The 13921-nt window shown below is 34.0% G+C and carries 17 protein-coding genes, 1 pseudogene and 3 other annotated features; of the genes and pseudogenes, 14 read left to right on the top strand and 4 right to left on the bottom strand.

Going from position 1 to position 13921, the window contains the following annotated elements; all coding sequences use genetic code 11:
* The first annotated feature begins 31 nt into the window (after positions 1 to 31).
* The 3 genes from AC3ANV_RS13555 (at position 32) to AC3ANV_RS13545 (ending at position 1009) form a co-directional block, all read left to right on the top strand.
* On the top strand, positions 32 to 280 hold the full coding sequence (locus AC3ANV_RS13555) for an Imm26 family immunity protein (protein ID WP_488314080.1): 249 nt from the start codon (positions 32 to 34) through the stop codon (positions 278 to 280).
* Between the two features lie 45 nt (positions 281 to 325).
* Positions 326 to 517 carry a hypothetical protein gene (locus AC3ANV_RS13550; RefSeq protein ID WP_488314079.1) on the top strand — a complete coding sequence of 64 codons (192 nt, stop codon included), beginning with the start codon at positions 326 to 328 and terminating at the stop codon, positions 515 to 517.
* 147 nt (positions 518 to 664) lie between these two features.
* Positions 665 to 1009, top strand: a complete 345-nt coding sequence (locus AC3ANV_RS13545; protein WP_488314078.1) for a cupin domain-containing protein — start codon at positions 665 to 667, stop codon at positions 1007 to 1009.
* A 91-nt stretch (positions 1010 to 1100) separates the two neighbouring features.
* Here AC3ANV_RS13545 and thrS read toward each other — a convergent pair whose 3' ends face one another.
* Entirely contained in the window at positions 1101 to 2312 is a 1212-nt protein-coding gene (gene thrS, locus AC3ANV_RS13540; RefSeq protein ID WP_488314077.1) for a threonine--tRNA ligase, read from the bottom strand.
* Between the two features lie 53 nt (positions 2313 to 2365).
* Positions 2366 to 2594 (bottom strand) — a binding site (T-box leader).
* Between the two features lie 38 nt (positions 2595 to 2632).
* Positions 2633 to 2860, bottom strand: a binding site (T-box leader).
* 38 nt (positions 2861 to 2898) lie between these two features.
* Positions 2899 to 3128 (bottom strand) — a binding site (T-box leader).
* Between the two features lie 355 nt (positions 3129 to 3483).
* Between thrS and AC3ANV_RS13535 the strand changes: the two genes are divergently transcribed.
* Entirely contained in the window at positions 3484 to 3774 is a 291-nt protein-coding gene (locus tag AC3ANV_RS13535; RefSeq protein WP_488314076.1) for a hypothetical protein, read from the top strand.
* Positions 3775 to 4092: 318 nt separating this feature from the next.
* Here AC3ANV_RS13535 and AC3ANV_RS13530 read toward each other — a convergent pair whose 3' ends face one another.
* Positions 4093 to 4509, bottom strand: a complete 417-nt coding sequence (locus tag AC3ANV_RS13530; protein WP_488314075.1) for a VOC family protein — start codon at positions 4507 to 4509, stop codon at positions 4093 to 4095.
* 71 nt (positions 4510 to 4580) lie between these two features.
* The gene (locus tag AC3ANV_RS13525) at positions 4581 to 5078 is read right to left on the bottom strand and encodes a DinB family protein (RefSeq protein WP_488314074.1); all 498 of its coding nucleotides are present in this window, start codon (positions 5076 to 5078) and stop codon (positions 4581 to 4583) included.
* A 389-nt stretch (positions 5079 to 5467) separates the two neighbouring features.
* On the opposite strand from AC3ANV_RS13525, the gene AC3ANV_RS13520 reads away from it, so the two are divergent.
* The 3 genes from AC3ANV_RS13520 to AC3ANV_RS13510 all read left to right on the top strand — a co-directional run bounded on the left by AC3ANV_RS13520 (position 5468) and on the right by AC3ANV_RS13510 (position 7437).
* A complete protein-coding gene (locus AC3ANV_RS13520) occupies positions 5468 to 5974 on the top strand; it encodes a hypothetical protein (protein WP_488314073.1) in 507 nt (168 codons plus the stop codon).
* A 146-nt stretch (positions 5975 to 6120) separates the two neighbouring features.
* Positions 6121 to 7062 carry a hypothetical protein gene (locus tag AC3ANV_RS13515; protein WP_488314072.1) on the top strand — a complete coding sequence of 314 codons (942 nt, stop codon included), beginning with the start codon at positions 6121 to 6123 and terminating at the stop codon, positions 7060 to 7062.
* Between the two features lie 258 nt (positions 7063 to 7320).
* The gene (locus AC3ANV_RS13510) at positions 7321 to 7437 is read left to right on the top strand and encodes a hypothetical protein (RefSeq protein ID WP_488314211.1); all 117 of its coding nucleotides are present in this window, start codon (positions 7321 to 7323) and stop codon (positions 7435 to 7437) included.
* 252 nt (positions 7438 to 7689) lie between these two features.
* Here AC3ANV_RS13510 and AC3ANV_RS13505 read toward each other — a convergent pair whose 3' ends face one another.
* On the bottom strand, positions 7690 to 8034 hold the full coding sequence (locus AC3ANV_RS13505; RefSeq protein ID WP_488314071.1) for a L,D-transpeptidase family protein: 345 nt from the start codon (positions 8032 to 8034) through the stop codon (positions 7690 to 7692).
* A 686-nt stretch (positions 8035 to 8720) separates the two neighbouring features.
* Here AC3ANV_RS13505 and AC3ANV_RS13500 point away from each other — a divergent pair.
* From AC3ANV_RS13500 to AC3ANV_RS13470, 7 genes and pseudogenes are all read left to right on the top strand, one after another.
* Positions 8721 to 9257, top strand: a complete 537-nt coding sequence (locus AC3ANV_RS13500; protein WP_488314070.1) for an isochorismatase family protein — start codon at positions 8721 to 8723, stop codon at positions 9255 to 9257.
* 756 nt (positions 9258 to 10013) lie between these two features.
* Positions 10014 to 10547 carry a helix-turn-helix domain-containing protein gene (locus AC3ANV_RS13495; protein WP_488314069.1) on the top strand — a complete coding sequence of 178 codons (534 nt, stop codon included), beginning with the start codon at positions 10014 to 10016 and terminating at the stop codon, positions 10545 to 10547.
* Positions 10548 to 10577: 30 nt separating this feature from the next.
* Complete coding sequence (locus AC3ANV_RS13490; RefSeq protein WP_488314068.1) at positions 10578 to 11309, top strand: hypothetical protein; 732 nt, start codon at positions 10578 to 10580, stop codon at positions 11307 to 11309.
* Between the two features lie 19 nt (positions 11310 to 11328).
* On the top strand, positions 11329 to 12111 hold the full coding sequence (locus AC3ANV_RS13485) for a CPBP family intramembrane glutamic endopeptidase (RefSeq protein ID WP_488314067.1): 783 nt from the start codon (positions 11329 to 11331) through the stop codon (positions 12109 to 12111).
* A 102-nt stretch (positions 12112 to 12213) separates the two neighbouring features.
* Positions 12214 to 12372 carry a DUF3231 family protein gene (locus AC3ANV_RS13480; protein ID WP_488314066.1) on the top strand — a complete coding sequence of 53 codons (159 nt, stop codon included), beginning with the start codon at positions 12214 to 12216 and terminating at the stop codon, positions 12370 to 12372.
* Positions 12373 to 12648: 276 nt separating this feature from the next.
* Entirely contained in the window at positions 12649 to 13029 is a 381-nt protein-coding gene (locus tag AC3ANV_RS13475; RefSeq protein ID WP_488314065.1) for a DUF3231 family protein, read from the top strand.
* Between the two features lie 313 nt (positions 13030 to 13342).
* Positions 13343 to 13694: pseudogene (locus AC3ANV_RS13470) on the top strand (DoxX family protein).
* Positions 13695 to 13921 lie beyond the last annotated feature (227 nt).

The following is a 13921-nucleotide window of genomic DNA, read 5'->3' as shown; positions in this document are numbered from 1 at the left end:
ATGTAATAAAAATAGATATTGAAGTAAAAATATGGGAATTAAATATCCTTTTAAACCAAAGACAAATAAAAAATTGATACCTGGACAATTTTGGGCAATTCCTTTACTTAATGGCAAGTTTGCTTGTGGAAGAGTTGTTCAAGTAACTGGAAAATATATGGCAGATCCAACAAAAACTTTCCTCGCAGGTTTGATGGACTGGTCAGACAATGTACCTCCTACTTCAAAAGCAATTGCAGGAACGAAGACTTTAATTCAAGGAGTAGCACACATTAATTGAATTTACGAAACTGGGTTAGACGGAATGCTAATGGGGTACCGTCCATTGGAATTAGACTTTATTGAACCTAATTATTTTCGTTCACAAACAGGCTATCAACCTGAATATTGTAAATTAATGCAAGGGTTGGAAGAAATAAGACCTATAACAAAAGAGGAATGGGGGAAATATCCTACTTTAGGTATTTGGGGTACGGACTACATAAGACAAGTCGCAAAATCAAAGTTATTAAGCTAACGGGTGCGAGAGTTGAAAATCCAGCTGCCATTCTTGGTGGCTTTTTTCTTGTGCTAACGTGGAGTTTAATTCAATAAGGTTATTTAATTGTACTAAATATCCTGGAGATTTAAAATTTATTAAAAAGAACAAGAGGAGTTATTTTGTATGAAGATAAGTAAACAAAACGCAGAACATTACATATGGGGAGATATTTGTGATGGATGGCATCTAGTAAAAAATAAAGAATTAAGTGTCATTCACGAACGGATGCCGGTTAACACTTCAGAAGTAAGGCATTTTCACAACCAAGCGCGTCAATTTTTCTTTGTTTTATCTGGCACTGCCACGTTAGAAGTCAATGGTGAACGTGTAATTTTGAACCCTCAAGAGGGAGTTGAAATAGCACCTTTAACACCACACCAAATGATTAATGACTCAAATAAGGATGTTGAATTTTTGGTAATTTCTCAACCTACCAATAAAGGTGATAGAGTATTAACAGAAGAGTAATTTGATTGCTCTTTAACGGTCAGTTCAACAAGGATAGATTTTAAAGGAGAGCCCAAAAGGAATTTAATCCTTTTGGGCTTTTTTAATGTAATTATCTACTTAGGTTAATTTCATTAATGAAACGTTCAATAATTTCTTGTATACTCATAACTCCAATGTTTCCTTTTTTTCGCTTTCTTAATGCCAAGGATTGATTTTCTATTTCTTTATCCCCGATAACAAGCATGTAAGGAATCTTTTGTGTTTCAGCCTCTCTAATCTTCAATCCCATCTTCTCAGACCTGTAATCGACTTCTACACGAATTCCTGCTGCTTGCATCTGCGATTTCACTTCATTTGCATAAATAACATGTGATTCCGAAATAGGTATAATTTTTGCTTGAACAGGTGACAGCCATAGGGGGAATTCCCCAGCAAAATGTTCAATTAAAATTGCCATAAAACGCTCGACTGAACCAAATATGGCTCTATGAATCATAACAGGAAGATGAAGTTTATTATCTTCACCTACATAGGCACAATTAAACTTTTGTGGCATTTGAAAATCCAATTGGACAGTACCACATTGCCAGCTTCTTCCGAGTGAATCTAAAATATGAAAGTCAATTTTCGGACCATAAAAAGCCCCATCGCCAGGATTAATCTGGTAGTTAACCCCTTTATTCTTCAAAACAGATTCCAACGCTAATTCAGCCTTATCCCAGATTTCTTCTGAACCCATATATTCTTCTGGTCGAGTAGAAAGCTCTACCTTATAGTCAAAACCAAAGTGAGAGTAAAACTCATCAACTAACTCAAGAACTTTATCAATTTCTGATTCAATCTGATCGACTCGAACAAATAGATGTGCATCGTCTTGCGTAAAGGAACGAACTCTTAAAAGTCCATTTAAAGAACCAGAAAGTTCATGCCTGTGAACTAAACCAAGCTCTGCAAAACGGATAGGTAATTCTCGATAACTTCTTCGTTTACTGTTGAAAATTAATATAGCACCAGGACAATTCATTGGCTTAATCGCATAATTTTGTTCATCCACATTGGAGAAGTACATATTTTCATGATAATGATCCCAATGACCGGATTGTTCCCATAGTTCCTGTTTCATCATAATGGGTGTTTTAATTTCCTGATACCCTGCCATTTTGTGTTTTTTTCTCCATAGATTTTCAAGTTCATTGCGAATCACCATTCCATTTGGTAAGAAAAAGGGCATTCCTGGAGCCTCCTCTAATGAAGTGAACAGTTCTAATTCTTGACCTAACTTTCTATGATTTCTTTTTTCGGCTTCCAATTGATTAGACATTTTAATTCCTCCTGATTTTAATTTGTATAAAAAAAGACCGCACCCATCCCAACAAAAGGGACGAGTGCGGTCGTGGTGCCACCCTAATTCCATAAAACATACTGCCAAGCATGCTTTATGCTCAAAAAGATAACGGATTTACCGATTATAGATACTTTGATTTTCCCCATAATAGCTCCAAGGTGGTAAACCATTCACTTTTCTTCAGGGCTTTCAGCCAATGACCCTGTTCTCTGATAAGAAAAAACGAAGAATGATTCATGTCCTTTTCAACGCTTAAATATAAATTTGTATAAAATAAAAAACGCACCCATCCCAACAAAAGGGACGAGTGCGGTCGTGGTGCCACCCTAATTCCATAAAACATACTGCCAAGCATGCTTATGCTCAAAAAGATAACGGATTTACCGATTATAGATACTTTGATTTTCCCCATAATAGCTCCAAGGTGGTAAACCATTCACTTTTCTTCAGGGCTTTCAGCCAATGACCCTGTTCTCTGATAAGAAAAAACAAAGAATGATTCATGTCCTTTTCAACGCTTAAATATAAATTTGTATAAAATAAAAAACGCACCCATCCCAACAAAAGGGACGAGTGCGGTCGTGGTGCCACCCTAATTCCATAAAACATACTGCCAAGCATGCTTTATGCTCAAAAAGATAACGGATTTACCGATTATAGATACTTTGATTTTCCCTATAATAGCTCCAAGGTGGTAAACCATTCCTTTATTCTTCAGGGCTCTCAGCCAATGACCCTGTTCTCTGATAAGAAAAAACGAAGAATGATTCATGTCCTTTTCATTGCTTAAATAGATATGTGAATTATTATTGTTGAAAATTCTAATACAATTACTGGAAAAGGTCAAGTTTATTATTACTAAAATCACCGAAAAATAAGTAAAGTAACTTTTTGTAAATCAAAATGTACCTCGCAGGAATAGGTGTGTGAAGTATAAGATGCCTTGTGAACAATTTCACTTAAAGTAAAGGGTGCTTATGTTAAGGATGGGATGGCTGCGGCGGTCCCGTTTTCTTATTGTGCTAAAGGGGCAGTTTAGTGTAATAACCTTTGGGGAATTTTTCATGAAGATTACAGTTACAGTTCATGATAAGATTCTCTATAAAGAGGAATTATTAAAATTTTTTACTTATTGGAGACTACTGATATGAAATTAAGTGACCGTTTTTTTAAGAACAGAGTAAAGCCTATTGTAATTACCCAGTTAATATTGGCAATCCCAATGTTAATTATCGTATTTTTTTCTTTTACGACATATCCCGTGAATTTTTTCTACTCTGGATTTATAGGAATTATTCTTGCAATATCTATGTTTTTAAATGGAATAGAACAATATATTTTAAAAAAGAAAGTGAGGTCAATTTCTTTCTTTATCTTATTAGTATTTATAATTTTAGTTGCAGTGCAAAGTTTTTATGTTGCAACCTTAAAGAGATAGTCCGAATTTCTTTTTTTATTAGGATTGTGAAACATTACACTTAAAGTAACGGGTGCAAGAGTTGCAGATCAAGTTGTCATTTTGGTAGCTTTTCTTATTGCACTAAAGTGGGGTAGTACCAGCGAAGCTGTCACCACCCGCAATAAGGAAATGTCAAGATTACAATATTTAAGTTTAATACTTCTAACATGCATACCCCCATCCTGTTTTGGATTACTTCACATATTCTAATCTGATAAAAAATAAATAAAAAGATGATACCTTTTAAGGCATCATCCCTTAGAATATTAAACTTGATTGGACTTTAAACCTTAAAGTTTATTCTTGATTAATTGCACTTTCATCTATATAAGCAACTTCCCATAAATGACCGTCTAAATCCTGAAACCCCCATATATACATAAATCCATGATCTTGAGGCTCACTAAAAGATTTACCACCAGATGACAATGCCTTATTTACTATCTCATCCACTTGATCCCGACTTTCAGCTGAAAAGCTGAGAATTGCTTCGGCAGAAGTAGTAGTATCCACAATTTCCTTCTTACTAAATCCTTTGAAACGTTCTTCAATCATTATCATAGCAAAGATGTTGTCACTGATGATCATACAAGATGTGGTCTCATCGGAGAATTGTGGGTTGAACTCAAAACCTAGCTCCTTAAAAAAATTGGTGGACTTGTTCACGTCTTTTACTGATAAATTGATAAAGATATTTTTGGATGTGAATGCCATTTTTTATTACCTCCTGTGGAAATTATTGTACAAAAAACCGGCAGGCCCCGGCTTTTTTTATATCAACGATATCAGCTCTTTTGAGCATTCATTGCTTCCCATTCTTCTTTGCTAGGACCATATACGCCAGGAACTTTCAAGTCGGCTTGTCTCATAAGGACAGTCAATTGTCCGCGATGATGAGCCTGATGTTGAATTAGCAGACGGAAAACAGCTTGAACTGGCATGTCCATTCCAAATAAATTCACCATTTTGTTCATTTTTTCCTCTGAAACCTGTTCAGAAAATGCTTGTGTTAACCGCTGACTTACTGTTTTGTAGGTCTCGCTGATTTCAGCAGCTGATGTCGGTGCTTCTTTTTGAAGATCAGGAATCTCAAATTTTAATCCAACCTGTGAAGGAAAGTAGTAAGCTGCTCCAGTAATGTGCCAAGCCAGGCTTCCAATGCTGTATAATCCTGGAGAAACCTCCTGATTCAACGATTCATCCGTCAGCACATCCAGCACTTTTTGGGTAACAGCTGCTTCTTGTTTCCATTCGTTTAAGAAATCATTTACTGATGTAAACATTCCACCCCCTCCTTAAATTAGTAATTTTGTCTTTTTTTAACAAGGTTTTCAAATTCATTGTATCATGTTCAGCTAACCATCGCCTCTCTCAAAGGCTTATTATTCGAAGGGTATTTTGCTATTCTTGTAAACCCCTATTCAACAATCTGGCACAATTGTGGAATAGGATGATTGGAGTTTTTAACTTTATTATCATAAAACAGTTAATAACAAAAGTTTATCGCTAAACTACCGTAACAAAAACGGTCGTTTTTGTTACGGTAATTTACTTATCCAAGATTATTTGTGAAGTGCTTCACTTAAACTAAAGGGGCAGGTTACTTGAATAAGGATAGTTGTAAATGCTTCGGGTAAAATACCCTTAAATATTATTTTAGGGAGAAGTAAAAATGAACCAAAAGGTTTTCTCTTTATTGCTTATTTTCAGTATCATGATTTTTGGAACAAACAACGTAACTGTATTTGCCAATTCAAAAGGAAAAGTAAAGCCTTCTAAAAGTGTATGTATACAAGAATTTGAAAAGAAGAGTAAAGAGCTCGATAAAAAAGTGTTAAAGAATATTGTTAAGAGCTATAATCTAGATTTATCAGGTTATCAAGAATTTACGCACGATGACTTAAATTTAAAAGTAGGGGATAACCTTGACGAGCATTCTGACAAAATATCATTACAACATTTTTTTGTAGGCTCAAGTATTGGTTCAAGGAGATTATTCTTAGAAAATGGTTTAGAAGGCACAAAGGGATATTTCCTTTATAAAAGAATCGATGGAAACAATGTACTAAAGGAATTGCATAAAATGGGTAAAGTTTGGGTTGTAATGTCGGAAAATGAAAAGCAATCAGTTAGGTATCAACTAAAGCCTTTTAATTGGGATAAATGTATGGAAAATTAACAACTGGTATAATTTTTTTCTTATTCAACTAACGGGTGCGATTCTTCAATAAAAAAGGATCGATTTTTCTTATTCAAATGACGGGGCAGGATAGAGAAATAGGGAATTTTTATATTATAAAAAAGTAATAGTTTGAAGGTGAATATATGTCTTTTATTGACTTGAAAAGTTACTTGGAAAAGGAAATTGAACAAGCATACGAATTTGCTACTAGCCTTGAACTTGAAAAAGTAAATCGTGACGTTATTGATAACTGGGTGAAATCTTGGGTTGAACTTAATATAAAAATGGATATGGAGAACGAACAAATTGATGAATTTAAAATCGTGTACAAGTCCCTAAAAAAGATAATATGTAATATAGATGGAAATACTTCAAAATACCTTTTAGGTCGTATTATTAAGACGTATGACTTAATGTGGGGAGGTGTATTTTCATCAGTTACAAATGCTTCAAATATGAAGATAAAAAGTTATATTGATGAGGTATTTACTTCAAACTCCTTATTTCAACCGATAGAGTTTTTATCTTTTTTGGCATATTTGAAAGGAACATCAGTTAGTCCTAACTCCGACATCTTTGATTATATTTGGAAAATGGAAAAACAAAGCAAATTTTTTATTAAGGCTGATTCTCTAATGCGTAATAAAGTCCTTAAATATCTTCTAGAATTAAATGCTCTAAGAGGGTTTCACCATAACATAAAAGATTTCAAAAAAATTATAGCAGTTATAAAACCAGATAATTTGGATATTATAATTTACCTTTGTAATTATAAAGTAGTGAACAATCAAGGGTGTTACCAAGCTATAAATTACATCTTAAGTGACGTTAAAAACTTTAATACATTTGAATTAAAAAAAGATTGCATTAATTGGTTAGATAACGCTGTGGGTGGTTCTCCTAAAAAGTCGTGGCTAGACAAGATGGCAACGATTCAGGGAAAACTTTCAGAAGAAGAATTAATTGAGATTATTAATTGGATTTTAACCAATAATCATTTGGAGAGAGAACAAAGTACAGGATGGATAGATGATGTTTATAAAAGGTTTCAAAAATCTTCTAAATGGTATCTTGAATTCAAATAAAGGTGTTTTTCAAAAACAAAATTAAAGTGAATTGACTTAATATAAATTCAATTTGAAGATATAGATTGTGAAATACTGTACTTAAAGTAACGGGTGCGATTGTTCAATAAGAGTAGTCGCTTTTTCACAAACTGGACAGTTAAATAACCTGTTGGGGGAAATTGTATTTTTGGAAGATGACTTTTTGATGTTAAAAGATGTTTGTAAATGCGAATTTACTAATTCATTTAAACTAGAAGCGGATTTTATGGCTGACCTATTTGGTGCAACGAATGTGGCTGGAATCTTGATTTAGAGGAGTTCCCTATATCAGATAAATTACAGGAAGAACTATTGGAATGGGTATCGGAATATGGTAGATGGATTGATTTATAAACTGATTCATTAAAGGGAAATGTATTAGAACTAGTGAAAAATCACAATAAAAAAGGATTGCAATTATTATCCAATCATTTATGTTCCATCCAAATAAGCATAACAGGAATAGCATACTTGAAAAGTAATTGATTTCTTCTTATCAGCTAACGTGTGCAAAGGTTTGACAATGGGTTGCTTCGGCAGCTCTTTTTATTATTGAGCTAAAGGTTAGGTTAACAATATCTGGGAAACTAGCACTCCAATTATATTTCATTCCAATAATCCTAACAATCTATATTCATACTCACTTACAACACCAGTTACAGACAAGTGATTATTTTTTCGCAATTTTTTTACTGCAATTTCAGTGTTTAATCCGTAAATTCCATCTACTTTTCCATTATACAGCCCTGTGAATTTTAATCTCTCTTGAACAAGCTGTACTAAGTTACCCTTTGATCCCACTGACAAATATTCAAATACTCCTTTACCTTTTCCTGTTATTGGACCTTTAATATAAACAGTAGTTCCTTCTGGTATCATTTCAAACAATGCTTCTACATCTTTGTTACGCATGCGAATACATCCATGGCTTACATTTTTTCCTATAAGCATGGGTTTATTTGTTCCGTGAATACCATATTGTCCCCAAGGAACATTTAATCCTAACCATCTTGAACCAAATCCACCTCCCCATGATCAGCTTTTTTTCATTATTTTAAAGGTTCCGATAGGAGTAGGGGATTTATCAGTCCCTGGGGAAATGGTATAAGTGCATAGATTTTGTTATTCTTTATTACGCGAAGTTCGTTTGACCATAAATTTACTTGAATATAGACGAGTTCTTTACTCTCCCCATTAACATGTTTAGCGGAAAATATCATTATGGGTATCAAAAGAATTGTTACAACGAAAATTGATAATATTTTTTTCATGACTTTAAACGACTCCTTTAGAAAATATCTACTGGGATTTAACTCCTTGGTCGTTTTATAACGAAAGTATGTTTCCTATCTAATCCAACATTAATTCGTAAAGAATTGGTGCTTGAGTTGAACAATCAGCTGCTATTCTTGTTGGCTTTTCTTATTCAACTAAAGGAGCAGTTAAAAATAAATATTATATTCAATATTGGGGGCATTATAAAAAAAGAGGTGCTTTTAATGAAAGGAAATAAATTCGATAAAATGAATAATGATGATGTTTATGTTATGTTAGGAAAGATGATTAACTTTATGTTTGTATATATATCATAGAAAAATACGAATAATTAACTTTAAATACTAATAAAGGGGGTTTATATGTTTACAGTAGAAAATGCTTGTCTTGTTGTTATAGATGTACAGGGGAAGTTAGCGAAAATTGTTGATGAGAGTGAAGCATTGATTCAAAATATTGCAAAGCTCGTACAAGCAATGAAGGCACTAGAAGTACCTGTTCTATGGCTTGAACAGATTCCAAGTCTTTTAGGAGGAACATCACTGGAAATTTCCCAGCATATGCAAGGTCAGCCGATTGCCAAAAAGGCATTTAGTGCATACAATGATGAGGCATTTAAAGAGGCTGTAAAAGCAAGTGGTCGTACGCAATTTATCCTTACAGGAATTGAAACTCATATTTGTGTCTATCAAACTGCTAGACAGCTAAAGGAGCAGGGAGTTGAAGTTGAGGTCGTTGCTGATGCGGTTTCTTCACGCACAAAGGTGAATAGGGATATCGGATTAACAAAAATGCAGGCACTTGGTATATTACCAACAAGCACAGAAATGATTTTATATGAGCTACTGCAAACAGCAGACCATCCACATTTTAAAACGATATTAAAATTGGTGAAATAAATTAGAGGAAAAAGGCTGACCAAAAGTTTTATAATCTTAAAATAGTGGGTAACTTGCATTGAACAAAGGTTTGCTGCAGCAGGCTTCTTGGGATAGATTCCAATAACGTACGAAGATTAGATTGGTTCTCAATCAATGCCTATTTTAAACTAATCTATTAAAAAAGCGTGGGTGTAAACCACTCCTTTTGGTATTAAAAGTGAGTTACACCTGCAAATTTTATAAAAATCCTGCGAATTTTATCTCTTAATTCGTTTTGAGAAAAAGATAGATTTATCTATCAAAATCATGTTCATAAAATAATATAATCCTAATTTTATATCCTTTTTACACCACAAATTTTTTAGCGTCTTTAGGACGCTTTTTTTATTTTCTTATGTTTGTCCATACGGATATAAACTTTTTTCCATATACTATATCAACCTATAAATGAGGTGATAAATATAAAAATGGGTAAAGAACCAAATTGCTTTGTGTTAAATGTTGTATTTTTCATTTTGATAATAATTCTACTAGTCACCCATTTTTTCTTTGGTAGGTAGAATTTTGTTATCAATTAAAATACGTTCTGATAAAGGACGTATTTTAATTGATAACACCTATTTATCTACAGGCTACATCAGCAGTGGGGATAGAAGCTGGAAATGTGATCTGCTTTTTAACAACAAATTTAGTATTTAACTTGCCATACTATTGACATAGGTAATTTTTAATTATATTATCATTATTAAGAATGATAATATAAGGATGTTAATTATGAAAAATACAAAAGCAGATTTATTACTTCATCCCGTTCGTTTTCGTATTGTCCAAACAATAATAGGTAAGAACCATATCACTACACAGCAGATCATGGAGTTGTTACCTGATATTCCACAGGCTACGTTATATCGACAGTTAAATAAACTACTTGAGGGAGGGATTATTAAGGTTGTCGAGGAGCGACAAGTGCGTGGAACAAAAGAAAAAGTATTTACTATGGTAGAGAATGGAGCTAGCTTATCGGCAAAAGATCTAACTGACTCAAAGAAAGAGGATCATATGCAGTATTTCTTAGCTTTTTTAGCCACTATTCAATCAAGTTTTGATCGATATCTCCAACAAGAGGAATTAGATTTGGAGGCTGATGGAGTAGGCTATCGTCAGGTACCATTATTTTTAAGTGATGAGGAATTTTCAGTGTTTACTAAAAAAATGGCCTCGGTCATTTTAGAGGTTGCAAAAAATGCTCCTACTGATGAACGTCGTCGCCGGACTCTCTCAACAATTATCATTCCTGACCCAAAATAATTGCATCTATTCAAAAGGAGATCTGCTTTTATGAACCAACTTGTTCAGAATGAAAATGAAGTATCGTCGGATTTTCATCGGAAAGAAGCGCGTATGTTTTACTTTTCCATTCCTTTATATCTCGTTGTTCCACTTCTTATATGGTTTTTCTTTCAAAAAAAACTTGGAGCTGATTTTATTTGGATAGCATTTGGCCTAGGGGCCCTTGGGTGGATTGTTGCGCTAATGTTGAGAGGACCTATAAGTTTATTAGTACAAAATCTATCAAAAAAGTCTGCTATGCTTCTAGTTGGCCTATCTTCAGGGCCTCTTGAAGAAGGTGTTCGCCTAGTACTTCTTTTGCTTACTGGCACCTCTTTCTCTTGGGCTCTATCGATTGGGCAAGGATGGGCTGCAATCGAGGTGTTGTATACCATCATAAACGGTCTAATACTAGTTAAAATTTTTCGTAAAAATGATGAAAAATCCCTCGAAGTAAAAAGGATATTAGAGTCTCAAGGAACTTCTCGTTTAAGCCCTTTTTGGGGTCTTTCTGAACGGCTTTTTGCTAGCTTATTTCATATTGGCGCTACTCTGATAATAGCTTACTCACCGTCATTAACCTTCTCTATCCTTTTTGTACACAGTACCTTTAACATAGGAGCAGTTTGGTTATCACGAAGAAGTATGTTGTTTGCACAATTGTTCGTAACTATTGTAGGTTTATTAGTTTTAGTGGTTGGACTTATGATTTTTAATCAATTTCAATTTCAATTGAATTAAAAAAGAAGGAGATAATATCATGAAAGCTCGTTATTTTTGGCAGTCATTCATTATTTTTTTAGTATTAGGCATATTTGGTTTGTTTACAATGATACCTTCTGTCATTTCTATCATAGAAGTGCAATTGCAGGATATTCCAAATGTACCTGATTTACCTCCATTGATTTTGGCCATTGTCTCATTGATGTCCCCACTTTTTCTTTTAATCATTGCAATTATTGTTGGAAATTTACTAGCTCCCAGGGTGGGTTTGAAGTCTTATATTGTTCAGAGAGTAGCAGAGAATAATCCTTTCTGGTCTTCTCTCAAGCCCAATATTTTAAAGGGGATGGGTTATGGACTTCTGCTTGGATGCATTCATTATTTGCTTGAATTAGCTTTTCAACCATGGTTACCAGATAGCTTAAAGCTTGATGCAGACTCTCGCAGCTTATTAAACACTTTAGGTGGTATTTTTTATGGTGGAATCGTAGAAGAAATCTTACTTCGATGGGGGTTAATGTCCCTATTTATCTGGATAGGGTGGCGTTTATTTCAGCGAGACAAAAGTCAACCTTCACTAGGAGTCATTTGGATTTCTATCTTACTCACTTCGCTTTTGTTTGCGATGGGGCATTTGGGCACCACAGTACTTCTGGCTCCTCTTACACTTGTTGTTTTTGTTCGTATGATTATTTTAAATGGAATAGCTGGTGTTCTATTTGGTTGGCTTTTCTGGAAAAAAGGGTTAGAAGTGGCCATGATTGCCCATGCAACGGTTCATATCATTATAAGTCTTATCGTATGGACAACATTGATTTAGCTATTGCTGAGCTCATTGTTTTCAGAGCATTAACCAACCAATACATAATAGAAGTAATTTATGGGGATGGTATTTATAGTATTTCTATTTTGGAGGTAACTTGTGGAGGAAAAGGAAACCCAGATAAGGTTAACTGCGGGTGAGATTGCTCAGCTTTGGGTGCAATACTTAAATGATAGTTCAAGCAACTGTGTCCTCACATATTTCTTAGAAAAAGCGGAGGATGATGAAATTAAACCTATTATTGAATATGCTCTATAGTTATCTAAATCACATAAAAACTTATTACATAAACTGCCTTACGGAAACAATGGAATTAAATAAACGTTCAACGGAATTATTATTATCCAAAGGATTGTTTATTAGATCTCCGAACCTGCCTAATTTAGATAAGGTTGAATTTGTGAAAAAGCAATGGTTTATATTAGATGTTTTTGGAGAAAAATAGACCGTTAGTTGCTGCGGAAGTCGATAATTTATTTGCGAATCTGCAAAGAAATGCTCTCGGAGTAGCTCTTCTTACTGGATTTGGCCAAGTTGCACGATAAGGATGTAAAACAATTCTTTTTACAAGATTTAGAAATTGGAAATAAACACATTAAATTATTTAGAGGGAAGTTAGAGGAAAGTAAACTCCCTGTACCGATGGGGTGGGATGCCGAAATAACAAACAGTACCACACAAACATTTTCTGAAAAACTCATGATGTACGTTACATCTGGTTTGATTTCCATGAGTATTGGATATTATGGTACAGCTGTCAGTCAAAGTCCCAGAGGGGATCTTACTTCAATGCATAACAGGCTATCCTTAGAGGTTCAATTGTATTCTGAGGATGGAGCGAATATCATGATAAAAAATGGCTGGATGGAACAGCCCCCTATGGCAACCGATCGTGATGGATTAATAGGAAAATAGAATCAATTATAATCCATATTCAAGTCCTTCTGCATATAAACAGAAAGGGCTTATTTGATATTATTTAGGAATTATGCAACTTCCTTCCAGATATTTTGTGAAGAATTTCACTTAAACTAACGGGTGCTTGAATTCAAGAAGGAAATGTCGCTTAGGCAGCCTTTTTTTATGGAGCTAAAGGAGCAGCAGGTTAGGTGAAATTTTAACTTCATAATGATTTTATTAATGATAGAATATTACATGGAATATATATCCATATAATCATTGGACAGAATTTCCCTAAATAATATCAATAAAAGGAGTAAAGATATATATGATAACTATTGTCATACAAGTAATTTTAGCGGTATTTATTTTAGTAGGAGGATTCATAAAACTTTTACGTATGCCGTTTCAGGTTGAACATTGGCGGCATTATCAATATCCATTATGGTTCATGTCTGTAATTGGATTGTTTGAAATTATTGGAGCAATAGGTATGATTAGTGGTATCTGGATTAGCTACTTAACTGTTGGATCAAGTGCATTATTTGTACTTCTCATGTTAGGAGCCATACATTCTCATATTTTTTCGAGCCCATCAATCAATTGTAATGATCATTCCTGCGACGATCTGTTTAATATTATCTATTGTATTGATTATTAAGAACATAACGTTTGCTTAAACATGTTCACAATTTTGGGAAGTTTAAAAAAAACCTACAGTTTACTTCCCTACGCCATAAGCCTGAAGTTAAGAATTGGACCATAATCAAACCTCGAAGCCAGAAACGGTAGTTTTCGGTATAGAGCAATGTATAATCGAATGGAATGGAAAAACTCACTTATTACATCATCTCAAATTCCTTTAAAATTATTTTTCCTTATTGTGATAACTGGTACGTTAGCATTC

It is taken from the genome of Neobacillus sp. DFD-2R (genome assembly GCF_057747865.1).
The sequence above is the reverse complement of the archived record's forward strand: the minus strand, read 5'-3'. Positions and strand labels throughout refer to the sequence as shown.

Coding starts and splice junctions, on each gene's coding strand:
- AC3ANV_RS13500 (WP_488314070.1), top strand. CDS start 8,721: ATGTTTACAGTAGAAAATGCTTGTCTTGTTGTTATAGATGTACAGGGG.
- thrS (WP_488314077.1), bottom strand. CDS start 2,312: ATGTCTAATCAATTGGAAGCCGAAAAAAGAAATCATAGAAAGTTAGGT.
- AC3ANV_RS13505 (WP_488314071.1), bottom strand. CDS start 8,034: ATGCTTATAGGAAAAAATGTAAGCCATGGATGTATTCGCATGCGTAAC.
- AC3ANV_RS13555 (WP_488314080.1), top strand. CDS start 32: ATGGGAATTAAATATCCTTTTAAACCAAAGACAAATAAAAAATTGATA.
- AC3ANV_RS13515 (WP_488314072.1), top strand. CDS start 6,121: ATGTCTTTTATTGACTTGAAAAGTTACTTGGAAAAGGAAATTGAACAA.
- AC3ANV_RS13485 (WP_488314067.1), top strand. CDS start 11,329: ATGAAAGCTCGTTATTTTTGGCAGTCATTCATTATTTTTTTAGTATTA.
- AC3ANV_RS13545 (WP_488314078.1), top strand. CDS start 665: ATGAAGATAAGTAAACAAAACGCAGAACATTACATATGGGGAGATATT.
- AC3ANV_RS13520 (WP_488314073.1), top strand. CDS start 5,468: ATGAACCAAAAGGTTTTCTCTTTATTGCTTATTTTCAGTATCATGATT.
- AC3ANV_RS13525 (WP_488314074.1), bottom strand. CDS start 5,078: ATGTTTACATCAGTAAATGATTTCTTAAACGAATGGAAACAAGAAGCA.
- AC3ANV_RS13490 (WP_488314068.1), top strand. CDS start 10,578: ATGAACCAACTTGTTCAGAATGAAAATGAAGTATCGTCGGATTTTCAT.
- AC3ANV_RS13530 (WP_488314075.1), bottom strand. CDS start 4,509: ATGGCATTCACATCCAAAAATATCTTTATCAATTTATCAGTAAAAGAC.
- AC3ANV_RS13535 (WP_488314076.1), top strand. CDS start 3,484: ATGAAATTAAGTGACCGTTTTTTTAAGAACAGAGTAAAGCCTATTGTA.
- AC3ANV_RS13495 (WP_488314069.1), top strand. CDS start 10,014: ATGAAAAATACAAAAGCAGATTTATTACTTCATCCCGTTCGTTTTCGT.